We start from the raw sequence: 24623 nt of genomic DNA, 5'->3' as shown, positions 1-24623 counted from the left end.
TTAAAAACCAACATTTAGTGAAAATGTAAACAGTCGTGAAATTGGATACGCAACGCCTCCCGATCTGAAAAACTCGGGGTCTTGACCACCCAATTTTGAATCGGAGTAGATTAAAAACGGATTGGTAGTTTGCAAACTCAACCTAAAATTAGAAATCCCTAATTTTTTGATGGTTTGTTTGTCAAACGTATATCCTAACGCTATGTTTTTCATTCTGATAAAATCGCCATCGGCAGTACGTGCGGTGGAATAATTATAGGCATTATAGGCTCTTTCCAATTCGTTTTCACCAAAAGACTGTAACACGCTTTGTGAAGGAATTGTAGGAATGCTGGTAAGGTTTTCGTCGCCCGGTGCTATCCAACGGTTTACAAATTCCCGTGGAAACACATCCAAATCTGTATATTCCGATTTGTATGTGGACGCTAAACGCACTTTATTACCTGCCGAAAAAGAGATAAAGAAACTAAAATCCCAGTTTTTATAGGAGAAATTATTTGAAAGTCCTCCAGAGATATTTGGTTCGGTGGGACCTTCATACACTAAATAATCCAACACCTTATCGGTATCTTGAAAATCGATCAAATCGTAAGGTTTCGCTGGGTTAAAATCTGGATCTTCGGTTAAAAAGGTTGGCAAACCATAATTGTTAAGGCCTTCAGATTTATATGAGAACAACGCTCCTTTTGGATAGCCAATCGCGTTGCCTCTGCCCGTACCTGTTACCAAATCGAACACATTGGATTCTTGTTTTAGTGAAGTGACTTCTTGGTTAAAGTGCGAAATATTAAATCCTGTTTTCCATCTAAAATCAGCGTTATCAATATTTACGGTGTTTACCTGAAACTCAATACCGTTTGTGGTCATTTCAGAGTTGTTACCCAATTTAATGGATTCACCGCCAATACCCGTAGTTCTGATAAGGTCAATCAAATCTTTTCCTTTTCTAAAGTAAGCATCAAAATTCAACATGATCCTGTTGTGTAAAAAGCCCACATCGACCCCTAAATTAAGTTCAAGGGTTTTTTCCCAAGTCAATTCGCTGTTTTGTAAATCTTCAATATCAATATAATTTTCTCGATCATCATTATATTGTCTATCCGTAATTTGGCTTCTGAAAACAGCCAGATTGTTAGTGGCATTGTCTGCCAAAAGCGCCACAAGTCCGTAACTCGGTCTGAACGCTAAGGTTGAAATGATGTCCGATTTTTTTATGAAGTCTTCTTTGTCGGCGTTCCACTTACCGCCAATGGTGTAAGTTGGTAACCACCGAGATTCGGTAGATTTACCTGCCCTGTTGGAACCTTCGTAGTTTCCTGTAACGTTAAGCACGTATTTCTTTTCAAAATCATAGGTTACGTTAGCAAAAAAAGACACTTCACGTTGCCTGGTTTCTTCAGCTGAAAAATAAGGATTGCCTTCTAAAATGACTTTCTTCAAAATATCGGGGTCGGTAAAAACGGTACCACCACGAGAAAATTGATAGCCATAACCGGTATTTTTGGTTTCGGTTCTATCGGTATATCTATATTCTTGTCCGCCATACACCCGAATACCATGAACATCGTTTTTGAATCGTTTCGTAAAATCCAAAGTGTTTCTAAAAGTATAAGTAACCAAGGTGTTTTTTGAGGTAATCAATATACCACCAACGGGCAACACCACTTTTGGTCTGGAATTCGGAAAATCCGGGTCTGAAAACAAAAAGGTATTTTGATCCTGAACAATAGTAGTTTCATTTGCTCTGTAAGCGCCAGCTACATTGGAATTTTCGGTTATGGAATGCTCGCTATTTGAGGTAGCATAACGTGCAGAACCTAAAAAGGTATAGGTTACATTTTTATTTATTTCGTATTCGCCCTGACCTTGAAATTTAATATCGGACACATTCAGTTCAATACCATTGTTTTCCAATTCATTTAAAATATTAAAAGGTGCCCAGTTGTACCGTGAATATTCCAAGTTCCCATTTGTGTCCCGTGCGCGCAACGCCCTACTTGTATTAATGGCGTAGCTAAAGGGGTTGATATCGAAATCTCTTGTATAAGAACCGCTTACCACATCTTCCTGTCTTGCAAAAGTACCCGGTGCCAATTGATTTCTAATAGAACCTTGTAATTGGGTGGTTATCTTTAACTTATTGTCCATTAAGTAATAGGTGTTTCTTAAATTCCCTGTGATGCGGCGCACCCTATCGGCAACCGTCCAGCCACCATCGGTATAATATCCCAACGAGGCATACGATGTTGAGTTTTCACCACCACCCGAAAAACTCAATGTATGTGTTTGTGTTGGAGCAGCACTGAACAAGGTTTTAAACCAGTTGGTATTTGCCAATTCATATTGTTGCAAAAATTGAGCACGTGCTTCGGGTGTGTTTTGAAGTTGGAATTGGCCAGTTGTTTCATTAAAATTATTGATGGCTCGGTACATGATATTATAGATGCCACCATATCTGCCTTGAAATGATGAAGGCAAATCCAAAAACCCTTTACTTTCCATTTCCCTGTAAACAGAAACGGTTTCTTGCGAGTTCAGCAAATCATAATTGGTGTATCTTGGAAGGTCCCTTACCGCATATTCGGCTGCATAATTGAATGTTGGTTTTTGGTTTTTCTTACCAGATTTTGTGGTAATAACCACTACCCCATTCAACGCTCTAGCGCCATAAAGCGCTGTTGCCGACGCATCCTTAAGAATCTCGAAACTCTCTACATCTGAAGCGTTTAATCCAGCAACTGCCGAACTTAATAAGGTATTGGCATCACCGGAAACCAAATCGGATACAGATAGGTTCACAATTTCTTCTTGAATAACGCCATCAACAATCCAAATGGGTTTGGTATCGCCTAAAATAGAGGACGACCCGCGAATGGTAATTCTAGGCGCTGCACCAAAAGTACCTGTTACATTTTGCACACTAACACCAGCTGCCCTTCCTTCTAAAGCTCTCGAAATATCTGCTTCTCCATCCAATTTAATATCTGCAGCTTTAATGGTTTGGGAAGCACCCGTAAACAATTCGCGTTTTACGTTTTGATATCCCGTTATTACCACGGTATCTAAACTTTCTAAATCTTCTTTTAAAACAATATCAATGGTAGTTTTATCTGCAATGTTCACTTTTTGCGTTTGCATGCCAATAAAACTAATTTTTAATACTTCTCCTGTTTTTGCGGAAATGGTATAGTTGCCATCAAAATCTGAAACAACGCCTCTGTTGGCACCTTCTACAATAATGGTAGCACCATTAAGTGGTATGCCTTCAGCATCCGTTATTTTTCCAGTAATTTTTTTGTCTTGGGCAAAAGAGCATTGTATTGAAAATGCTATAAAAAGCATTAACAAACCCGTCAACTTTAATTTCATACATTAATTATTTGAGTTAGTCAAAAACGAATTTCTTAATATTATCTTAAATAAACAAATCAAAACCAGTAATAAATATGTTAAAATTTATTTTTTTTGAATTTTGTTTAAAGAATATTTAGGATTTAAGGGGTAATTATAAAAAAGATTAAACAAAATCCTGTAAAAGATGATTATTTTATAATGAAAACATAACCATACAACAAAACCCACACTGTAAAATAAAAACTATAAATTTGTGTATATTTTAAAATATGCTACTCAATAACCATTCAAGGTTTTTATTGGAATGTGGTACCGACGAAGCCGGACGTGGTTGTTTGGCGGGTCCGGTTACTGCCGCCGCTGTTATGCTTTCAGCAGATTTTAAAAATGTGGTTTTGAACGATTCCAAGCAACTTACCGAACACAAAAGAGATTTTTTAAAACCAATCATCGAATCGGAAGCGGTAGCTTTTGGGGTTGCCCATGTATTTCAAGAAGAGATAGACCAAATAAATATATTAAACGCCTCTATTTTGGCGATGCACCAATCCATTAAAAAATTAAAAACCAAACCAGAATTTATTATTGTAGATGGCAACCGTTTTAAACCTTTTGAAAATATCCCTTTTGAAACCATTGTAAAAGGCGATGGCAAATACTTGAGCATTGCCGCCGCCTCTGTTTTGGCAAAAACCCATAGAGATCTTTATATGGAAACCATCCATGAAGAATACCCCATGTATAACTGGAAACAAAATAAAGGCTACCCTACCAAAGAGCATCGAGAGGCGATACGCAACTATGGAATTACCAAATATCACAGAAAATCGTTTCGTCTTTTGCCCGAACAATTAAAATTGGATTTTTAAGAATAAAGAAAAAAGACTGAACACATTAAAGATAAAAAGATTAAAATAAATTGAAAAATATGTAGGTTTGCATAAATTAATCCGTTTTATGAGAATCTTTGGTTTTTCCCTCTTATTATTAGTTGTTTTTAGCTGTTCCAACACCCAAATAGAGCGCACAAATCTTATTGATTACGTACCGGAAAACACTTCCATCATTATCAAAACCTCTAACCTTGAAGATCTAAAAAGCAGCATCAGCAACAGTGATTTTTTGGATAGATTTTCTAAAACAAATGCCTACAAAAGCCTAGAAAGCAAATTGAACAATCTGGCACTTTTAAAACCGAATGGCGATGTGTTGATTTGCTTTTCAGCAGATGCAACAGACAGTCTTCAATATGCCATCATCACAAAAAAAACGCGGCATTTGTTTAAAACCGATTCGCTAAAAAACTACATAGAAGAAACCTTAAAGTACGAAAACCAAACGCTTACTAAGTCTACTTTCAACAACAACACGTTTTATAGCACGGTAATTGACAGCACGTTTATTGCGGCTTCTTCAAAAGATGTTTTGGATACGGTCCTGTCCCATTCCAACATGAATGATGAGTTGGTAAAAATTTACAACGCTACCAGCAACGACAAAACGTTTTCGGTGATTATTAAGGCCGACACGCCTTTTATAAAATCCTTTTTTGTGGGCGAATCTTTAAATTTAAAAGCGTTTACCAGTTATATGGCCTTGGATGTGGATGTAAAGCAAGATGAAATTTACTTTAATGGCATCACCAAAGCCACCGATACCACAAAACGTATCCTCCATATTTTCAAGAAAACCATTCCGCAGGAAAACCAAATCCAAAACATCACCCCTTTTGATAGTGATGGATTTATGAGCTTTACCTTTAAGAATTTTAAAACCATTGAAGGCAATTTGAACACGCTCTATAAAAAAGATTCTATTGTGCCACTAACGGCTGTTCTTGATAATATTGTTGAAGTTGGTATAGTCTATGAAAACCAAAACCGAGCCATTGTTTTAAATTCCATAGATGTTATTGCCACCGAAGACGCCCTTATTGGAGAGCAAACCATTATGGAAACGTACCGGGGCATTGATATTTTCGGTTTTAGCGATCCCGATTTGTTCTCTAAAACGTTTTTCCCTTTGATCCAGTTTAACAAAGCTAATATATACTGCGAATTGGATAACTTTTTTGTGTTTTCTGACAACTTGGAACTGCTTCAAAATATCATTTCAAACTATCAAAACAAGACCACCTTGAGCGAAACCGAAGCCTTTAAAAAATGTATGGAAAAACTAAGCAATGCGTCCTCTATATTATTGGTAACAAACCCTTCGTCATTAAAAACCATCATAAATAAAAATTTCAATGATGATCTAGGTGAAAGTTTTGGCAATTACGCCATTTCTGCTTTGCAATTTATATACGATTCTAATTTTGCCCATATTAATGGCATCATTAAAAAGAGTAAATCCATCGCAGTGGAAAACTCCATTTCGGAAGAATTGAACATTAAGTTGTCTGCCGATATTTTAACCAATCCGCAGTTTGTGGTAAATCATATTACCAAAGAAAAAGAGATTGTGGTACAAGATGTAAAAAACAACCTGTACCTTATTTCAAACAAAGGAAAAATTCTTTGGAAAAAGCAACTGGAAGGTACTGTATTGGGCACTATTGAGCAAATGGACATTTTTAAAAACGGCAAGCTCCAACTGGCATTTGCAACACCAAACAAAGTGTACGTCATTGACCGAAACGGGAAAGATGTAGCACCCTTTCCTGGTAATTTTAATGACGACATTACGCAGCCATTGGCTATTTTTGATTATGATAGAAATAAAGATTATAGACTCATGGTTACCCAAGGGAAGAACCTATTGGTGTACGACAAAAACCTTAAAACCGTTGATGGTTTTGATTTTAATATGGCAGATGGCACCATCATTACACAACCAAAACATTTTAGGATACACAGCAAAGACTATATTGTATTTAAAACCCAAAGCAAGTTTTATATTTTGGACCGTACCGGAAATACCAGACTAACCCCCAAAACAAAAAACACGTATTCTGACCAACCTATCTTTTTGTATAATGATACCTTTACAACTACCACTTTAAACGGTAATTTGGTTTCTATAAACACCAACGGAACGGTTTCTGCCAAAAATTTAAACCTTTCTGAAAAACACAGCATATTCGCTTCCAGCAAAAGTTTAATAACACAAAGTGACAACAAACTTGCAATAAAAAACAACAGCGTTGAGCTTGATTTTGGCAATTACACACAGCCAGAACTGTTTTATATAAAAGACAAAATTTATGTTGCCACTACCGATCTGCAAGCCAAAAAGGTTTACATATACGATAGCCAAGGTGTTTTATTGTCTGGTTTCCCCGTTTATGGAAATTCGCCCATTGCGCTGGAAAACATAGACAAAGACAACAAATTGGAATTTATAACCAAAGGCGAACCCAATTCCATATTGCTTTACAAATTGAACTGATGATGGCCAAAAAAGCTTTATTTAACTCATTTGCAAGTTTATATATGTAAGTAATTTGCAATTATCTTTGTATATAATAAATGAATTTTTATCTTTAGCGCTGCTATTAATCATATAAAAATCTTAATGGAAATTGACAATGGATTAACTCTCATATTGTTTTTTGTTTTTGCTATATTCTTAATGCCCAATTATTGGAAAAGCTGAAAAACATTCTTATTGGCGATAATGCCACCACCAACGGAAAGGCACAAAACAGACGTGTGGAATTCATTAAAATATAACGATAACCAAGTCGCAAGTCCTCGAATCTTTTGGAACGTCAAAGTGTTATGCTTTGGCGTTCTTTTTTTATGGTTTTTTTCTTTTGAAATCACTACTATTGCATTCGTAATAAACAAACCATGATTTCAAGAAAAAACGCAGCCATTTCAAAATTCATCATCCATAAAGTTGGGAACAAATTCAATGATACCAAAAATGCCTTTTCAGAAAAACTGGTCGATTTTGACGAAGCCAGTTACGACCTGATGCTCCCTTTTTTGTTACGCCCCTTCGGAAGTTTGGTTCAAAGCTACAGGTTTAACCACCATGCTAATATTTCGTTAAATGAAATTAATAGCTATATCACACAGATTTTTAATGATGATGAGGCTTTTATAGAGGTTTCAAAACATATTGTGACGCATTTGTATGAACAATCCAATTCGGCACAAATAAAAACAGGCGATGTATTAGTGGTTATGTTTGAAGGTATCGAATTTAACGAAACAACCACCAATGCCATTGGTATTTTTAAAATTGAAAACAAAGTAAATTTCTTCCAAACCTATTTAGAAAACAACAGTTATGAGGTATTGGTGCAAAAAGGAATTAACTCTAAAAAAGTAGATAAAGGCTGCTTAATTTTAAACCAAAATGATACTGAAGGCAACATTATTTTAAGCGTGGACAACAATAGTTATGATGCCCAATATTGGCTCAACCAGTTTTTAAATATAAAATATGCCGATGATGCCAACAATCACACTCAACAATATATTGCCCTTTGTAAAGAATTCTCGACCGAGATTTTAAAAACCAATTACGGCGCAAAAGAACAAAATACGTTTTTAGCCAAAACCATTGATTTTTTTAAAGAAAATGAAGTGGTGAATATAGAACGATTTAAAGAAGAACTTTTTGAGGACGAAAAACAGATAAGGCAGTTTGAAGATTATAAAAAAGAATTTGAAGGCGAACAAAATATTGTTATCAGAAACCAATTTGATGTTGCCGAAAATGTGGTCAATAAAGAAAAAAAAAAGTTTAAGACCGATATAAAACTCGACACCAACATACAGATAAAACTGGATATTGATGCGCCAGATGCCTCAGCTGAATATTTAGAACGTGGTTATGATGATGAAAAGAAAATGCACTATTATAAGGTGTTTTTTAATGCTGAAAATTAAATTGTTTTATAACATTCCTTTTTGAACTCATTTAAACTTTTTCGCTTCAATTAAAAAAGTTTAAATGAGTTCTTTGTTTAAAACAGTCTAAAAAAGCAAAGTTATAGCAAATTTTTTTTACTTTTTCTTACCTTGTGTCTGTAAAAAGCACATATATATCCAATAATAACGATTTCAATTACGATAAAGAACTTGCCAAATTACATAAAGAACTCGTTCATCTTCAAGAACACGTTAAAAAAGAAGGGCTAAAAGTGGTTATTGTTTTTAAAGGTAGAGATGCCTCCAGAAAAGGCGGCACCATAAAACGGTTTACAGAACCTTTAAATCCGCGTGTATGTAAAGTGGTGGCTTTGGGTGTGCCAACCGAGAAAGAAAAAACGCAATGGTATTTTCAAAGGTTCGCATATCATTCACCATCGGCAGGTAATATTGTACTTTTCGACCGTATTTGGTATAATAGAGCTGGTATAGAAAGAGTCATGGGTTTTTGTACCGAAAAAGAATATCAATAGTATCGACTGTTTATTCTTTCTTTATTGTTGTCTATTTGCTACATAAATATTAAGCACAATTCACTCGTTTTCCAATAATTGCGTATATTTATTTATTAACCAAGCAATTATATGAAATATTTTCTTGTTCCATTTCTTTTCTTTATGTCATGTTTTGCATTTGGGCAAACAAGAGAAATTGATTCATTGGCTGTCATGAATCTTTTGAAAGAAGGCTCAAATGAATCTGACACAATAATTCAACTACAAAAATTTAAAAAAGCTCTTATTCTATCTAAGGATTTTAAGTTTAATTATGGGATTTATACTTCACACATTAAAATTGCAAATTGGAAAAAAGTAAAATATAATTCTGATTCATCAATTATTCAATATAAAAAAGGCATACAAGATTTACCATTAAATGGTGATTATAACTATAATTTAAATCACTTAATTGGTAGAGAATTTCAGAGTGAATCCCAATATGATTCTGCTTTGTATTATTTTAATAAAACGATAAAATTCGGCAAAAAAATTCACAAAAAAGAGCTAATAGCAAAGGGCTACATGAATATTGGCAACATGTGGTTTCAAAACTTCGAGCATGATAGAGCATTTAGAAATTATGCTTTGGCAGATTCTATATGTGAGACCGAACCAAATCTAAGGACATCTGCTTTAAGAGCTCAAATCAATAATTATTTAGGGTATTCAGTAAGAGTTACTCATGGCTATGAAAAGGCATTAGAATATTATAATATAGCTAAACAACTTTATAGAAAAACAGAAAATGAAATAGGTGTTCAAGAATTAAATATTGCTATTGCTCAAGCTGAAACTTCATTAAATAACTATGATGAAGCTTTGAAATTACTAAATGAATCTGTTGCTTATCATGCAAAAGAGGTACCAACACAAAATTCTTATTCTTATGGTGTTATTGTTAGAGGGTTTTTACTTGTTAAAATGAATAGGTTAAAAGAAGCGGAAAAAGATTATAAACTGTATTATGACCTAGCTGTAAAATCTAAAAATAAAACCTATCAAAGATGGGGTTTAGCCTATCTTGGAGATTTTTATAGTGATACAGATTACGACACATCAATTAAATACTATAAAAAAGCTATAAAAGAATGTAAAGAAGCCGATGATTTTGGTAAAGAACTAGAAACTACAAAATCATTAATAGAAGTGTATAAAATGAATAATGATTTAAGTTTGGCTATTAATACGTATGAAGAATACATCGCTCTCCAGCAAAAAATTGACAAAAAGAAAATTACAGAAAAAACTTTTGATTTAGAAACCAAATACCAAACCGAAAAAAAAGAACAGGAAATTACCTTATTAAAATCTGAAAACGAATTAGCAGAACAGCAAAAAAAGAACCAACGCAATTTATTTTTAGGTGGTTTGGGCATTACAACCATAGCTGGATTGTTCTTATTTATTTTGTACCGAAACCGTCAAAAAACAAACACTAAATTAAAAGAACTGGATAAATTGAAATCCAATTTCTTTGCCAATATTTCTCATGAGTTTCGCACACCGTTAACACTAATCGCCGATCCTATTAATGATACTTTAAATGATGATTCTATATCAGATAAAAAACGCCAACAATTTACGGTTGCCAAACAAAACTCAGAACGCTTATTATCACTCGTCAATCAAGTATTAGACCTCTCAAAAATTGATGCAGGCCAGTTAAAATTGCATATTCACAATGCTAATGCCCTTAAACTTATATCCGCTTTAAGCGGGTCTTTTTCCTATTCAGCAAAACAAAAAGGCATCAGCTATTTAGTTCACATCAAACAAACAGAAGAAAATGTTTGGTTTGATAAAGATGCAGTAGAAAAAATAGTTGTTAACCTATTATCAAACGCTATTAAATATACGCCTAAAAATGGGTCTATTGAAGCTCATGCTTATACAAATGCAGGCAAGCTGTATCTAGAAATTAAAAACACAGGAAAGGGTTTAACAACAGATGAATTGAGCAACATATTCCAAAGATTCTATCAATCAAACGAACAAAACCAGGGCACGGGAATTGGTTTAGCATTGGTTAAAGAATTGGTGGAATTACACAAAGGCACCATTAGCGCTAACAGCGTACCAAACGAGTGGACTACATTTACCGTAACCCTTCCGGTGGATAAAAACAGCTTTAAAAATGAACAATTTGTAAGTACCACTCAAACAGAACCTATAACAAAAACACCTATTACTACCAATTATATAACTGAAGATGCTGAAGAATTTACAGATAGCGAACTGCCTATTTTATTAGTGGTAGAAGACAATGCCGATCTAAGAACATTATTAAAACAAACCTTTGATACAACATATAACGTGATGACGGCATCAAATGGGAAAATTGGCGTTGCATTGGCTTTAGAGCATATTCCAGATCTCATTATTTCAGACATTATGATGCCCGAAAAAGATGGTATCGCACTTACAAAAGAGCTTAAAACCGATGAACGCACTTCCCATATCCCCATTGTTCTACTTACGGCCAAAGCAGAAGTAGAAAGTAGGTTTGAGGGCATTGAAACTGGAGCCGATGATTATATAACCAAACCATTTGACAAGAAATTGCTCAAGCTAAAAGTTAAAAAATTGATTGAATCCAGAAAAAAACTGCAATTACGGTACAGTCAGGAAATTATATTACGGCCAAAGGATATTGCCATTACCAATATTGATGAACGATTTCTGGAAAAAGTGCAAGTGGTCCTGGACGAAAATTTAGTGGAATCTTCTTTTAGCATAGAGGCGTTCAGCAAAGCGGTAGGCTTAAGCCGAATGCAACTGCACCGTAAAATTAAGGCCTTAACAGGGTTATCGGCCTCGGAGTTTATTCGTTCCCAACGCTTAAAACTGGCAGCGCAATTACTTAAAAAATCTGATATCAATATTTCACAAGTGGGATATACCGTTGGTTTTAATGATCATTCTTACTTTACAAAGTGCTTTAAAGAAGCCTATAACTGCACGCCTACTGAGTATTCCAAACAACACTCTTAATTAAATTCCACATAGGGAAAACTTCCTTTTTCCACAATGTTACATCAGTTACAACATTTGTTACATGTGTTATAACGTTCTCATTTTCTACATTTTACATTTACAACATCTTAATTAATAGCACCATACAAAAACCTCGTTATAACCAGCGAGTTTTAAATTAGGTATTGATTTTTTAAATAACGTTAAACCTAAAGTCATTAAATAGCCTGCTGAAATAAAAAGGTAAAATGGTTAAAAAGAAAAAAACCTTTGAAGGTGAATTAGACCACTTCCCTAAACACAAAATTTACCTAAATGTGAACCATTTGGATAAAGGCAGATACATTTTAAAAATAGTTTATAAAAACAAAGTGATAAAAAAAACAACCTTTAATAAATAGAATGATGAAAACAATAAAAACAAACCTATTAATTATTGCCATAATGGTATTTTCTATATCATGCTCTGATGACAATAACACTTCAAATGATCCAACTACGCCGCTTACATTAACCATTACCCTAGAAACCGCTCAAGACCAAATGGGCGATTTTGCCTGTAATGCCATGGCATTATATAATGGTAAAGTATGGTCTGTTGGTGGTGAGAATAGTTATTCTAGTCCTGATTTTAATAGCGATGTATGGAACAGTGCAAATGGTGTGGCTTGGGTTTCTGTTGCTAACAATATAGTAGGAGAGCGATGCGGACATACCTTAACAACATTTAACGGCAAACTTTGGTTGATAGGCGGCGAAAATAATGCTGGCGATTGGCTAGGTGATATTTGGTACTCTTCAGATGGAACTGCATGGATAAATCCATTTTTAACTGCCCCATTTGGCAACGTTGCTTTCCATAACACAGTAGTATTTAATGGCAAAATGTATGTGATTGCTGCAGATCCTGACACTGGAAACACAAAAGTATGGTCTTCTCCAGATGGTGAAAACTGGACGGAGGAAACTACCAATGCCTTTTCGGCACGAGTAAGCCAGAAAGCGGTTGTTTTTAATGGCGCTATGTATGTTATTGGTGGTGAAAATATCGCTGGCACAAAACTTAACGAAATATGGACCAGCACCAATGGAAGTAACTGGACTTTAATAACCAATAACGCTTCTGTATTTCCTGGAATAAATGGCCATACAGCTACCGTTTATAACAATAAAGTTTGGATTATTGGAGGACGCACCAATGCTGCGGCTTACACCAATGCTATTTATTATTCTGAAAATTTACAAGACTGGACAAAATATGCCGGTTTAAACCCTATAGAGCCTATAGTAGCACATACAACCTTACTTTACAATGACGCTATTTGGGTATTTGGAGGTTACGTTGGTTTTGAGACTACTACCGGAAAAATATGGAGTATTACAGAAGACTAAATAGGGCTTCGAAAATAGAAAACAATTAAATATTTAAAAAATAGACCATGAAAAATTTAACGTATCCACTAATCATTCTATTATTATTTGTAACCCAAGGTTGCGAAACCGACATACCAAGAACAGACACCACACCTCCCCAATTTACATTTAGAATTACAGGTGATGGCTTTGAGTATGTATTTAATCAAGATGAAGATTATAGCAACAGACAGCTTAATCTAAAAAATGGTACAAGCTATAATTTTATCTATACAGGAAGCGATGAAGGTGGTGTTAAACTCATACAATGGCAATTACCTATTAGTGATTATATAGAGTTTGATTCTGCCATACCTGACACTTGGCAAGACAATGTTTCGGGCTTAAGCAGAATCATCAAATGGAATGGTGACCCTAACAACCCCTTAACTGGAAACATCCTACCCGGAACCTTTGAAGCTAAAAGCGTTGATGATTTTACAGGTGCAGCTTTTAGATTCACGGTATCAGATTTTGGTGGCGAATCCGGCAGTTCTAACAGTGTGTCAAAAGAGCTGACCATTTTTATAGGAGACCACAATACAGAACTCATTGAATTATAAAAAAATAGATATAATGAAAAATTTAATCTATCCATTAATCGCACTATTGCTAATTGTAGTACAAAGTTGTGAAACCGAAATACCAGAAACAGACGGAACACCTCCCCAATTTACTTTTAGAATTACGGGTGACAGCTTTGATTATACGTTTGACCAAGATGACGATTATGAAAGCATCTTGCTAAATCTAAAAAATGGTACAAGCTATAATTTTATCTATACAGGAAGTGATGACGGTGGAGTTAAAACCATACAATGGCAAATACCACCAAGTAATTACATAGAATTTGGATCAGCAATAAACAGCCCTTGGACGATTAGAGACAGTCCTCCAAGCAAGATAATGAATGGCAAGGAAATATTAATAACCCACTAACAGGGAATATTTTAGTAGGGAATTTTGAAGCCCTCGGAGAAGCAGTACGTGTTAACTTTTATTTTTTTGTGAGAAATTTTAGTGGCGTAAATACATCAAATGCTGTTTCAAAAAGACTAAGAATAAATATTGATAACCATAATAGCACAGAAATAGTTGAATTTATAAATCCGTAACACATGAAATTTTCAAATAAAAACTCTAGCTTTTATAACCTTTTCGGTAAACAACAAAAAATCAATAGGTATTTTGTAAGTACGCATTTATTGAAAAGCCTATTTATTTTTTCACTAACACTAAGCCTTTTTAATTGCAGTAAAGACGATGACAACACAATTATTGAAAATATAGAGCCAACAACACAGCAACTGCTCATTGGCAAATGGTTTTACAGCGTTACATCAAATGGCAATGCCTCCGCCTGTGAAGCACAATCATACTACCACTTTATAGATACTGAAAACCTGGACTATAAAGATGTTCGCGATGACACAGGTGGTATTTTACCTTCAGGTTATGAGTTTATTGAAGGCTGTCTTCGTTCTAATAATGCCCCTGTTAATTACACCTTAAATGAGAATAACGACATACAATTCCCTGCAGATTTTGGCTTAACCGCAACTTTAAAAATAGTCTCCATTAGCGAAACAAAACTGGTATTAACACGAGGAGACTTTATCTATATTTTAACAAAAGACCTTTAAAATATTAAGCAATATAACAACACTTAAAAACACTTATTATGAAAAATTTATTGAAACATATCATTGTATTTGTGTTAACACTAACCATTTTTAACTGTAGCAAAAATGATGATGGTGGTAGCAATGCACCAAATGAAAATATACGTTTAAAAACCTATGGCATTGATACTAATGAGTACGACATTACCTATAGTACCGAAGGTAAGCCTACTGGTTTTGAAACGTCTTCAGGTACTAATATAATCAATAATATAATCATTTATAATGACAATAACCAAATTATACAGATGGGAAATATTACTTACACCTATAATGGTCAAGGTAGAATTGCAACCGTAAACAGGGTAGCTACATCTAATACTACTGCAAGTACTATTGCATATAACAATGAAGGTCAGATAGCTGTAATTAATACAACATCTAATGTTTATGGAAATTCAAAGACTACTATGGAATATGAAGGCACTAAATTGAAAACAGTAAAAGAATATAATGGTTCTAATGCTTCCAGTTACTCAAAAATGACTTTAGAATATGATGCCAATAATAATATTAGACAATTATTATTCACCCAAAGTGCTGATGATATCACTTACGAAAATGAGCTTACTTATACATACACCTACGACACAAAAATAAACCCATATTATTTTACACTAACCAAAACCGGAATTTCTACCGAATTAAATATGCTCAGTTTTATTAAATATGAAACTTTTAGATATAATGCTTATGATGGTTTAAAATATTATAGTAAAAATAATATCCTTTCCTATAAAAGAATTGGGTCTGACGGGACTATTTATCAGTCAGACACTTATGACTACGTGAACAACGATAATAATCTTCCTATATCTGCAGAACGTCAAGTAAACTATAGCACTGGAGGAAGCTTAACCATATATTACAACTGGACTTACGAAACCTATTAATCAAAAATATATAATTATGAAAAATGCAACAAAAAATGTAAAGATCACTTATAAAACCAACAAAAAGCTAACTGGGGTTTTTGCACTACCACTTATGTTTTTAGCAATGGTGTTCTGTGCACAACTAAATGCCCAAAATGATGTCTATACCTTTGATTATATCTATAAAATGGAGATTGAAAACCCTAGAGGAAATAAAACAGTCATCGACTATTATTTACCGTCAAGCGGCGGTTATTTCTGTTCTAAAACGGATGGTAATATGGTCGTTGTTTATGATAATGTCATGAACAAAATGTTTACCTATATGGGCGAAGGAGACGGTAAAATAGTGATGTCTATGCCTTTTAACCTAAAAAGTTTGGTAAAAGAGTTTAATGATGCAGAAAACCCAGAAATTTATGAATCTGCCGGTTACGGAAATATTCTAGACTATGAATGCGAACTATTCAGGATGACCAGTAATAATTTAACCAGTGAGGTATGGGTAGCAAAAGATGTAACTGAAGGATCCTTTGGCGAAAACGCCGTAACAGCACAATTTTTTGGTTACATCTTAGCAAGAGGTATTACCGTTAACGATGATTCGCTTAAAGCCATCTATTCGGGCTTGCCTTTAAAAATTGTAACCTCTAAAAAAAGAGGCAACAGAGAAAAAATAACCACCATGTTATGCACAAAATTTGAAAAAGAACATTTTCAAATAAACACAGCAGAGTATGAGCGCTTATAAACCAACGATCTAATCTAAAAAAAATAAAATCATGAACTTTTTAAACAATAAAAGCATCCAATTAAAAAGAATTAGCAAATTACTGCAATTACTACTGTTTTTCTTGGCTATTGCCATATCAACTACAAGTATGGCGCAAACCAAAAAAGACTCAACAAAAACAGAAAAAAAGCCAGTACAAAAAGACAATTTTTTAGACATGGGGTCAGGCACACTAGGTCAAATTTTTGGCGAAAACCTAGATGGGAAATCCAAAAACAAAAAATTAAGTTTTTTAGAATTGTTGGAAAAAATGGACATGCCCGCAAACCAAAAAGCAGAATACAAAAACTGGTACTTTTTACAGGCCAAAGATTTAACCGAAAAGCAAAAAGACTCGCTTGGTAAAGCCATAGAGAAAAAAATTATGGAAGCAAAAAGGGATAACTAATTTTTAAAAACAGCATAATTATGAAAATTTTAAAATCAATACTGTTTATACTGGTCATCTGTATTGCAACTCAGGCCAATGCCCAACTACTAAAAAAAATAAGCAAAAGAGCCAAAAAAGCAGTTGAAAGAACAGTAGAAAGACGTGTAGAAAATGAAACTTCCAAAAAAACCGACCAGGCTTTGGATAGCATTTTTGAAGGCAATAAAAACAAGAATAATAAAAAAAACAAAGGTAAAAATGAAAGCCAATCAAAAGATGTTTCCGTTATTCAGATACCGGGAACAGAAAAAGAAAGCTCAAAAGAATTGGAAGTCTATTCTAAGTTCGATTTTGTACCAGGAGATAAAATCTTGCTGTATGACGATTTTTCATTGGATAATATGGGTGATTTCCCTGCAAAATGGAATACCAACGGTACGGGAGAGTTGGTAATAATTGAAGGCCAGAGATGGATGCAATTGGCAGGTAAATCTATATATATACCCGATGTTTTAAAACCCTTGCCCGAAAATTATACGATTGAATTTGATATGCTTACCAAGGGCTTAGACAAGAAAACCAGCTCACAGGCTAAGTTAGAGGTATGGCTTGAAGATCATAACCAATTCAATACCTCTAAAAACAAGGCAACCATAGAAATTCCTTTATGGTTATTAGGTAACACAGGTTTTATTGTTGAAAATAAAGTAAAGGGTGCACGTGTTATTAGAAATAAGATTGAAAAAGACATTAGGGATATTATCTCAGAGAAAATCCATGTTTCTATAGCTGTTAACGGTAAGCGTTTCAGAATGTGGATGAACGAAAATAAAGTAGTTGACATACCCAGGCTGATACCCGAGAATATAGTATCATTTAAGTTGCACCCCAGAGATATACGTGATGGCATAGACCATGTTTACGTGCGCGATTTCAAGATTGCTGCATCAGGTATTGATTTAAGGAGCCAACTTTTAAATGAAGGGAGGTTTTCAACTACAGGTATCCTTTTTAATTCAGGATCCGATCAAATAAAACCAGAATCAAATGGGGTATTAAAACAAATTGCAGATGCTTTACAACAAGACACATCATTAAACCTTAACATCATTGGTCATACCGATGCAGATGGCAATGAGGGCAACAATCTTAAACTATCACAACAAAGAGCCATTTCGGTTAAAAATATACTTGTTTCTCAATTTTATATTGCCAACAACAGGTTACAGACCGAAGGAAAAGGAGAGACCGAACCGGTTGATGAAAATACCACAACTGAAGGCAAAGCAAATAACAGACGGGTAGAATTTGTAAAAATTTAAAAACAAAAATCATGAACAATATAAACAGCATCCTTTTGGCATTCATACTACTCGCTTGCGGAGAAGCCAACAAAAAAGAACATAATTCAGTTTCAACTTCTGAAAATGAAACACTCGAAACCGCAAAAACCGAAATAAAAAAGACAAACAACAACAAGGTGTTATGCAAAATAAACGGCAAAGATTGGGATTACACTACAAGTGATGGTATGGTGTCAAGAAATAGCTCAACCCAAGTGCGTACTGCCACCATTGGCTTTAAAAAGCAATTGGAAAAAGGCTATGAATCTATACAGCTGGAATATGATGTCGATAAAAATGTGTTGAACAACGTTTGGGTACAGCTAAAACGCCCTGCTAAAGACGGAAAAATGATAACTGCCTTTTACACCCAATATGGCGATAAAATAGACCAAGACCCAAAAGCAAGTTTATCGGGTACTGTTTCTTTAAATGAGGACACTCGAAAAGCTTCGGGAACTGCTGAAATAACCATTTCAAACGATTATGAACAAGACCAACTCGCCAATCCCGAAGATTTGCTAATCACCATTTCAGGCTTGGGTTTTTCAGATATATCCTATTCTGATACAGACGATTTAAAAAAATTGATGAAGAAATAAAAATAAGGCTATGAAAAATTCAATCAAATTCGCAATACTATTTATACTATCAGCACTCGTATTTAATTGTAATAATGATGATGATAATAATGTGGAGCAAAACACAATACAGGGAAAATGGGAAGTTACAGGTGGTGTTTTTTTAGAAGGGCAACCCAAGTACCTTATTTTTAATACAGATAATACCGTAAGTTTTTTGTCAGAAGAAGTTTTAGGATTTAAAACAGATTATAAAACAGCCTATGTCGTCAATTCAGACACTGAAATGGAGATCAATGTACAAGGCTTAACGCCTTTTCAATATACATTAGATGAAAACGCCCTGAACATTGCTGATGGTTTTGGTAGCACCTTACAATTGATAAGAAATAATGCTGCTCCCAATGCCAATGATTGGGTACAAGAACTTTCTATTTTAACCGAGGGAAATGCGCCTTGGAGTGGCGCAGTGGATATGGCATTTACCTATGACAAAACAAAAATCGTCTATGGCATGAATGATACTTCTACCTATATTCCATTCATAGATCCTGCAACATTTACAGAAGTGGGTCTATTTGGCACACCAAATCTTGCAAAAGTTGTTGAAATTGAAAAATTTGCAGTTCCAGACCGCTACCTCTTTCAAAGCAATGGCAATTCCAATTTAATTCGTGTTTCTTCAATAGATGGCAGTGGTACCCCATTTAATTTAGAAGTTGAAACTAAAATAGTTGGCATGGCCTCTGTTGATCTAGATTATCTGTGGGTAGCATCCAATGATGATGAAGGCAGTCTTAATTTAGTAAATGTTGCAGATAATACCATAGAGCAGACCATTCCACTGGGTTTTTATAACGTAAATGGTCTAGACTATCAAAATGGCTTCTTATATGTTGCTGATGGTGTCTATCTGCATAAATGCCAAACCACACCAACGTTTAAAGCCATAGCCTCTTACAAAGTGCCCAATTTTGGTATGCAAGGTATTGCCTTTGATGGTACCAACTTTTGGGCAAGTGCTTTTGACGACACAGAAAGCAGTTATAAACTCATTAAAACCAACCTTACTTTATAATCAGTATTAAGTAAGCAAACACAAAATTATTAATCAATAAAAACAACACATTATGAAACATTTAAAGCAAACCATAATAGCCTTCGCAGTAGTATTGATTTCTACATCAAGTTTTGCACAAGATGCCTTTTCAGCAAAAGTAAAAGGGTCGTTTTTAGCAAGTGGTTCTTTTTCAATAAACGCCACTACAAGCAAACGCACTTTTGGAGGATCTTCTTCAAAAACCAATATATTCGGCATCATTGCAAGCCCAAAAGCAGGCTACTACATTATGGACAATTTAGCTGTTGGTTTAGCTCTGGAAATAGGAGCATCAAGTGAAAAAGCAGATGACAGCAAAGTAACCTCAACAAGCCTTGGTGTTGGTCCATTTGCACGTTACCACTTAGATAATGGCGTTTTTGGCGAAGCAGGTGCCATTATTGGAAGTACTAAACAGACCCAAGAATCGGGAGGTTTTGCAGCAGATGAACTAAAATCGAATGTCTTTGGTTTTAGGGCTGGAGGAGGTTACTCGTTTTTTATAGGAAACCATATCGCCATAGAACCCGCTGTTTATTACGTATGGCAAAACTCAAAACCAAAAGATGCTATTGCAGATGTAAAAACCACATTGAGTACCATTTTTTTCAACTTAGGTTTTACAGCATACTTTTAAAAAAGGTAAGCCATACATCTATTAAGGTTAGTAAACACAGAACTCGCCAATCCCGAGGATTTGCTAATCACCATTTCAGGCTTGGGTTTTGCGGAGGTATCCTATTCTGATACAGACGATTTAAAAAAATTGATAAAAAATTAATACTAAAAAATACACCATGAAAACAACAATTACAATACTCGTAGCCTTTTTAATCTCAATATCAAGTTTTGCGCAACCCGAAAGCATTAACTACAAAGCTCTCATTAAAGATGGAAACGGGAACTTGGTTGCTGGCCAAACTATCAATGTTAAATTTACGATACTAAAAAATAATGGCACCAGCATTGCGTATCAAGAAACACATACAAACAAAACAACAGATGCCAATGGTATTTTGATTGTTAATATTGGTGAAGGAACACCAATAGTATCATCTATGATCAATGTGGATTGGGGAAGTGGCATACACGCCTTAGAAACAGGAATAGATATAGAACAAGATGGCAGTTTTGTAAACATTGATCAAACAGTATTTAACGCAGTACCTTATGCCCTTAACGCAGCCAACGTTTCTGGATTGGAAACGTTAGATGAAGGTAATGGAATTGGTTGGAGACTTGTAGGAAGCTCTTCTCTTGTATATGGCCCAATTGGTAATAATGCTATAGATTTAAGTATTGGTGGAGGACCAACCAATGATTTTGGTGCTACTGGAGGGTACTCAATAGCAATGGGCTTCGCAGTTCGTGCATCTGGTGACGAATCAATTTCTATGGGATCCAAAACAAAAGCAGAAGCGTATAGATCTATTGCTATAGGAAGTAATAATATAGGTGGAGGCACTAGGGATAGTTGGTCTCCTGAAGATTCATTGTTTGAAATCGGTAATTCATTATCATCAGCATCACCTTCTAATGCCTTGACTATTCTAAAAAATGGAACCATAACCGCACCAAGTTTTGATATTTCTGAAATCACAGATGCAAAAGCACTTATTACCAAAGAGTTTGCCGATACCAACTATAACTCCATACCGTTTAGTGGTGATTATAACGATTTAAGCAACCAACCAACAATAATATTACCAACTGGTTTAGAAAGAGTTATAGACATTAATTCTGGCTGGAGACTTACGAGCGAAAATGCTTTTTTTCACGCAAATATTGGTTTTCGAGCGGTTGACCTTTCAATTGTTGATGGATTGACAACCGAAATTGGAGCTAGAGGTTATATATCTTTTGCCTCTGGATCAAGTACAAAAGCCATTGGGTCTTATGCTACTGCAATGGGAAAACTTACTACAGCATTAGGTATTAATTCTACAGCTATAGGCAACAAAACGACTGCCATTGGAATTAATTCTACAGCCATGGGACTAGAGACAATAGCAGTAGCAAATGCCTCTACCGCCCTTGGAAAATACAATGTAGCGGAATTGAATGGTTTATTTATGGTCGGGAATGGTAGTAGCGCAGCAGCGGCCGACAGAAAAAATGCTTTTATAGTAAAGGAAGATGGTAAAACAGGCGTAAATACCTCAAATCCGGCCAGTCTTTTTGAGGTGGCACATGGAAGTAGCGCACCAACACCATCAAACCGCACCAATGCTTTTAGTATTAGAAATATTAGTTCTCCACATTCATGGCAGTTTGCGGTTGCAACGAGTGGTGGTTTGGGGCTTTATAAGAATGGTGCTTATAGAGGAGGATTTAATGAAATTAACGGTATCTATTACGATGTCTCAGACAGACGCCTAAAAAAAGACATCACACCCTTAGATAACGGCACACTTAACAAAGTCATGCTACTTAACCCTGTAAGTTACCTTATGAAAGACCAAACCGATACCAATCGCAATCTGGGTTTAATCTCGCAAGAAGTACAGGAACTGTTTCCAAGCATTACACATTATGTTGAAGAATCAGATATATTAACCTTGTCTTATACAGAGCTTATCCCAATACTTATAAAAGCCTTGCAAGAACAACAGGGCATTATTGAAGCGCAAAATTCAAAACTTACAAATCAAGATTTAAAAATTAATAACCTAACAGCAGAAATGGATCAATTTAAAACCTTAGACCAACGCGTAAAACAATTAGAAAACGCACTTAAAACTATCGAGTAGTGACAAAAACAACTAAAATAGAGCTTGTGTTACATCTGTTATATCATTTGTTACATAAGTAATATATCATGTAAAGTATTGACAGTAATTTAGTAACAGAAAGTTTAACCTTTTTAATGATTTCAAAAAAAATCAAAAGATATGAAAACAAGACTCACATTTCTAACAGCATTACTTATAGGTTTTTTAAGTAGTTCTCAATCCATCGAAAAATTCAGCATCGATAGTGGCGGCGCTTCGGCAAGTGCTGGTGGCATTCAAATACTCTACACTATTGGCGAAGTGAATGTACAAGAATACAGCAATGCAACACTTTCGGTTTCTGAAGGCTTTATAAATCCGCAGCAGCTCATTATAAAAATAGATCCCAAAATATTTTTAGAAGGGCCCTATAATACTGCTGGCACCATGCTTGACGGACTGAGAAATTCAAGTATCCTTCCTACCACAAGTCCTTATATTGATGCAAAAACCTGCGCTCAATCCATATTTGATGTAACAGGCAACAATGCTATTATAGATTGGGTTTGGCTAGAGATACGAGATAGTAGCGATGGCATAACGGTTATTACTTCTACCTCTGCCCTTTTACAAGCCAATGGCAATGTGGTAGATGTTGATGGCGTATCGGCTTTAACTTTAAACATCCCTACAGGTAACTATTATATTGTATTAGCCCATCGTAATCATCTTGGAATCCGATCTGCAAATACCATAAGTTTAACTGGAGGCACCCAAAGTATCGATTTAACTGGAGATAGTGCATTAATAGCTGGAGGTGCCAACGCAATAACAAATTTGGGCGATGGTAATTTCGCACTGAGTTTAGGTGATTTTGATGGGAATGGTCAAGTCCAGAATTCCGATCTGACTGGCATGTTGCCTTCATTAGGAATATCATCTTACTCCTTTGCAGATCTGGATATGAATGCTCAGGTTCAAAATACAGATATAAGCGTTTTATTACCAAACCTAGGACTAGGAAGTCAGGCAGGGCGTTCAGAAAACACTAAGCCTATACCAATAATTATAGCACCAAGAAGAAAATTAACAAACTAAAAAACAAAGACATGAAGACTAAAATTACATTTTTAATATTATTGATGATAACTTTGAGCTTGAATGCTCAGAATATTGAATTTACTTTTACTAATGCGCAAATAACCAATGATGCCAGTTTTGACTTTTATGAAGCTGATATTATGATTGCTGCGGTTGAAGGACAAGCAGATTTTAAACTGGGAATAGGTCAGGTTTATATTAATTATAATCCATCAGCTTTTGGCAATAGCATACATACTGGAGGTGGACTTGAAATTACGTATCCTGCCGGATATATTTTAGGTCAAGTAAACGGATTCCCTTATTACTCCGATTTTATTACCAATGATAATACGAATACACGATTTTCATTTGCCTATCAGCAAGGAATAAGTTCTGGATCCATGGTGGATAATGTAACCTCTACGCCTTCAAAACTATTTCATATAAAAATGCAATTTACAGATTCAGGACAACTCCCTATGGTCGCTTTTGAAGACAATGAAACGCAACCTCCTGGAGTGGACAAATCTCGAGATCAGTTTTTTACAGCTTGTGGACCTTCTACTGGTGGCGTTGGTTTTGATGACTGTGCTGGTTTTCCCGGAACACAATTTAACGATGCCTTGTTTGAAAGTGGTGGTGCTACCTTATCAACAGAACCATCTGAATTGCCCAATGTGCTATCGGTATATCCAAACCCAACAGAAGGTTTACTATATGTTGGTGTAAATATAAAAAGCAAGTACAGAGTTATAGATATATTCGGGAAAATTGTGAATACAGGAAGTTTAAATCAAGGTAAAAATGAATTACAGCTTAGAAACTATCAAGCTGGAATTTATTTCTTGAGCATTACTAATGATTCTGGATTTGTTACCAAAAAAATAATCATTGAATAATTTGGTTTGCTATTAATCAACTTAAAAGGGAAATACTTAGGCTTTTCTTAATTTATTTCCC

The 24623-nt window shown here is 35.0% G+C and carries 20 protein-coding genes; 19 read left to right on the top strand and 1 reads right to left on the bottom strand.

From position 1 onward, the window contains the following. Window positions 1-3369 carry a SusC/RagA family TonB-linked outer membrane protein gene (locus tag ACU1LP_RS11915; protein WP_445736362.1) on the bottom strand — a complete coding sequence of 1123 codons (3369 nt, stop codon included), beginning with the start codon at window positions 3367-3369 and terminating at the stop codon, window positions 1-3. A gap of 254 nt (window positions 3370-3623) precedes the next feature. Between ACU1LP_RS11915 and ACU1LP_RS11910 the strand changes: the two genes are divergently transcribed. From ACU1LP_RS11910 to ACU1LP_RS11820, 19 genes are all read left to right on the top strand, one after another. Beyond that, window positions 3624-4223 (top strand): ribonuclease HII, encoded by a 600-nt coding sequence (locus ACU1LP_RS11910; protein WP_445733210.1) that lies wholly within the window; start codon window positions 3624-3626, stop codon window positions 4221-4223. Between the two features lie 88 nt (window positions 4224-4311). Then, a complete protein-coding gene (locus tag ACU1LP_RS11905) occupies window positions 4312-6744 on the top strand; it encodes a ribonuclease HII (protein WP_445736361.1) in 2433 nt (810 codons plus the stop codon). Window positions 6745-7148: 404 nt separating this feature from the next. Then, window positions 7149-8198, top strand: coding sequence for a nucleoid-associated protein (locus ACU1LP_RS11900; RefSeq protein WP_445736360.1), 1050 nt, complete (start codon window positions 7149-7151; stop codon window positions 8196-8198). A 134-nt stretch (window positions 8199-8332) separates the two neighbouring features. Further along, on the top strand, window positions 8333-8713 hold the full coding sequence (locus ACU1LP_RS11895; RefSeq protein WP_445736359.1) for a hypothetical protein: 381 nt from the start codon (window positions 8333-8335) through the stop codon (window positions 8711-8713). Window positions 8714-8824: 111 nt separating this feature from the next. Continuing rightward, window positions 8825-11731 carry an ATP-binding protein gene (locus tag ACU1LP_RS11890; protein WP_445736358.1) on the top strand — a complete coding sequence of 969 codons (2907 nt, stop codon included), beginning with the start codon at window positions 8825-8827 and terminating at the stop codon, window positions 11729-11731. A 384-nt stretch (window positions 11732-12115) separates the two neighbouring features. Beyond that, complete coding sequence (locus ACU1LP_RS11885) at window positions 12116-13105, top strand: Kelch repeat-containing protein (protein ID WP_445733439.1); 990 nt, start codon at window positions 12116-12118, stop codon at window positions 13103-13105. Between the two features lie 47 nt (window positions 13106-13152). Continuing rightward, window positions 13153-13689, top strand: coding sequence for a hypothetical protein (locus tag ACU1LP_RS11880; protein WP_445733440.1), 537 nt, complete (start codon window positions 13153-13155; stop codon window positions 13687-13689). Between the two features lie 13 nt (window positions 13690-13702). Next, the gene (locus tag ACU1LP_RS11875; RefSeq protein WP_445733441.1) at window positions 13703-14065 is read left to right on the top strand and encodes a hypothetical protein; all 363 of its coding nucleotides are present in this window, start codon (window positions 13703-13705) and stop codon (window positions 14063-14065) included. 179 nt (window positions 14066-14244) lie between these two features. Continuing rightward, window positions 14245-14769, top strand: coding sequence for a hypothetical protein (locus ACU1LP_RS11870; RefSeq protein WP_445733442.1), 525 nt, complete (start codon window positions 14245-14247; stop codon window positions 14767-14769). 38 nt (window positions 14770-14807) lie between these two features. Continuing rightward, entirely contained in the window at window positions 14808-15701 is an 894-nt protein-coding gene (locus ACU1LP_RS11865) for a hypothetical protein (protein WP_445733443.1), read from the top strand. A 16-nt stretch (window positions 15702-15717) separates the two neighbouring features. Further along, window positions 15718-16434 carry a DUF4412 domain-containing protein gene (locus ACU1LP_RS11860; protein ID WP_445736357.1) on the top strand — a complete coding sequence of 239 codons (717 nt, stop codon included), beginning with the start codon at window positions 15718-15720 and terminating at the stop codon, window positions 16432-16434. Window positions 16435-16465: 31 nt separating this feature from the next. After that, a complete protein-coding gene (locus ACU1LP_RS11855; protein WP_445733445.1) occupies window positions 16466-16864 on the top strand; it encodes a hypothetical protein in 399 nt (132 codons plus the stop codon). A gap of 20 nt (window positions 16865-16884) precedes the next feature. Beyond that, window positions 16885-18168: an OmpA family protein gene (locus ACU1LP_RS11850; protein ID WP_445733446.1), complete on the top strand. Its 1284-nt coding sequence runs from the start codon at window positions 16885-16887 to the stop codon at window positions 18166-18168. Window positions 18169-18179: 11 nt separating this feature from the next. Further along, window positions 18180-18791: a hypothetical protein gene (locus ACU1LP_RS11845; RefSeq protein WP_445733447.1), complete on the top strand. Its 612-nt coding sequence runs from the start codon at window positions 18180-18182 to the stop codon at window positions 18789-18791. Between the two features lie 10 nt (window positions 18792-18801). Continuing rightward, complete coding sequence (locus ACU1LP_RS11840) at window positions 18802-19848, top strand: hypothetical protein (RefSeq protein ID WP_445733448.1); 1047 nt, start codon at window positions 18802-18804, stop codon at window positions 19846-19848. A 52-nt stretch (window positions 19849-19900) separates the two neighbouring features. Beyond that, window positions 19901-20506 (top strand): autotransporter outer membrane beta-barrel domain-containing protein, encoded by a 606-nt coding sequence (locus tag ACU1LP_RS11835; RefSeq protein WP_445736356.1) that lies wholly within the window; start codon window positions 19901-19903, stop codon window positions 20504-20506. 160 nt (window positions 20507-20666) lie between these two features. Next, a complete protein-coding gene (locus ACU1LP_RS11830; RefSeq protein WP_445733450.1) occupies window positions 20667-22619 on the top strand; it encodes a tail fiber domain-containing protein in 1953 nt (650 codons plus the stop codon). 141 nt (window positions 22620-22760) lie between these two features. Then, window positions 22761-23678 (top strand): hemagglutinin protein, encoded by a 918-nt coding sequence (locus ACU1LP_RS11825; protein ID WP_445733451.1) that lies wholly within the window; start codon window positions 22761-22763, stop codon window positions 23676-23678. A gap of 11 nt (window positions 23679-23689) precedes the next feature. Beyond that, entirely contained in the window at window positions 23690-24562 is an 873-nt protein-coding gene (locus ACU1LP_RS11820; RefSeq protein WP_445733452.1) for a T9SS type A sorting domain-containing protein, read from the top strand. The last annotated feature ends 61 nt before the right edge of the window (window positions 24563-24623 follow it).

It is taken from the genome of Mariniflexile sp. (assembly GCF_052728615.1).
The sequence above is the reverse complement of the archived record's forward strand: the minus strand, read 5'-3'. Positions and strand labels throughout refer to the sequence as shown.

Bases quoted from the DNA above. Each gene is read 5' to 3' on its own strand.
- ACU1LP_RS11915 (WP_445736362.1), bottom strand. From the start codon at position 3,369: ATGAAATTAAAGTTGACGGGTTTGTTAATGCTTTTTATAGCATTTTCA.
- ACU1LP_RS11910 (WP_445733210.1), top strand. From the start codon at position 3,624: ATGCTACTCAATAACCATTCAAGGTTTTTATTGGAATGTGGTACCGAC.
- ACU1LP_RS11905 (WP_445736361.1), top strand. From the start codon at position 4,312: ATGAGAATCTTTGGTTTTTCCCTCTTATTATTAGTTGTTTTTAGCTGT.
- ACU1LP_RS11900 (WP_445736360.1), top strand. From the start codon at position 7,149: ATGATTTCAAGAAAAAACGCAGCCATTTCAAAATTCATCATCCATAAA.
- ACU1LP_RS11890 (WP_445736358.1), top strand. From the start codon at position 8,825: ATGAAATATTTTCTTGTTCCATTTCTTTTCTTTATGTCATGTTTTGCA.
- ACU1LP_RS11885 (WP_445733439.1), top strand. From the start codon at position 12,116: ATGATGAAAACAATAAAAACAAACCTATTAATTATTGCCATAATGGTA.
- ACU1LP_RS11880 (WP_445733440.1), top strand. From the start codon at position 13,153: ATGAAAAATTTAACGTATCCACTAATCATTCTATTATTATTTGTAACC.
- ACU1LP_RS11875 (WP_445733441.1), top strand. From the start codon at position 13,703: ATGAAAAATTTAATCTATCCATTAATCGCACTATTGCTAATTGTAGTA.
- ACU1LP_RS11870 (WP_445733442.1), top strand. From the start codon at position 14,245: ATGAAATTTTCAAATAAAAACTCTAGCTTTTATAACCTTTTCGGTAAA.
- ACU1LP_RS11865 (WP_445733443.1), top strand. From the start codon at position 14,808: ATGAAAAATTTATTGAAACATATCATTGTATTTGTGTTAACACTAACC.
- ACU1LP_RS11860 (WP_445736357.1), top strand. From the start codon at position 15,718: ATGAAAAATGCAACAAAAAATGTAAAGATCACTTATAAAACCAACAAA.
- ACU1LP_RS11855 (WP_445733445.1), top strand. From the start codon at position 16,466: ATGAACTTTTTAAACAATAAAAGCATCCAATTAAAAAGAATTAGCAAA.
- ACU1LP_RS11850 (WP_445733446.1), top strand. From the start codon at position 16,885: ATGAAAATTTTAAAATCAATACTGTTTATACTGGTCATCTGTATTGCA.
- ACU1LP_RS11845 (WP_445733447.1), top strand. From the start codon at position 18,180: ATGAACAATATAAACAGCATCCTTTTGGCATTCATACTACTCGCTTGC.
- ACU1LP_RS11840 (WP_445733448.1), top strand. From the start codon at position 18,802: ATGAAAAATTCAATCAAATTCGCAATACTATTTATACTATCAGCACTC.
- ACU1LP_RS11835 (WP_445736356.1), top strand. From the start codon at position 19,901: ATGAAACATTTAAAGCAAACCATAATAGCCTTCGCAGTAGTATTGATT.
- ACU1LP_RS11830 (WP_445733450.1), top strand. From the start codon at position 20,667: ATGAAAACAACAATTACAATACTCGTAGCCTTTTTAATCTCAATATCA.
- ACU1LP_RS11825 (WP_445733451.1), top strand. From the start codon at position 22,761: ATGAAAACAAGACTCACATTTCTAACAGCATTACTTATAGGTTTTTTA.
- ACU1LP_RS11820 (WP_445733452.1), top strand. From the start codon at position 23,690: ATGAAGACTAAAATTACATTTTTAATATTATTGATGATAACTTTGAGC.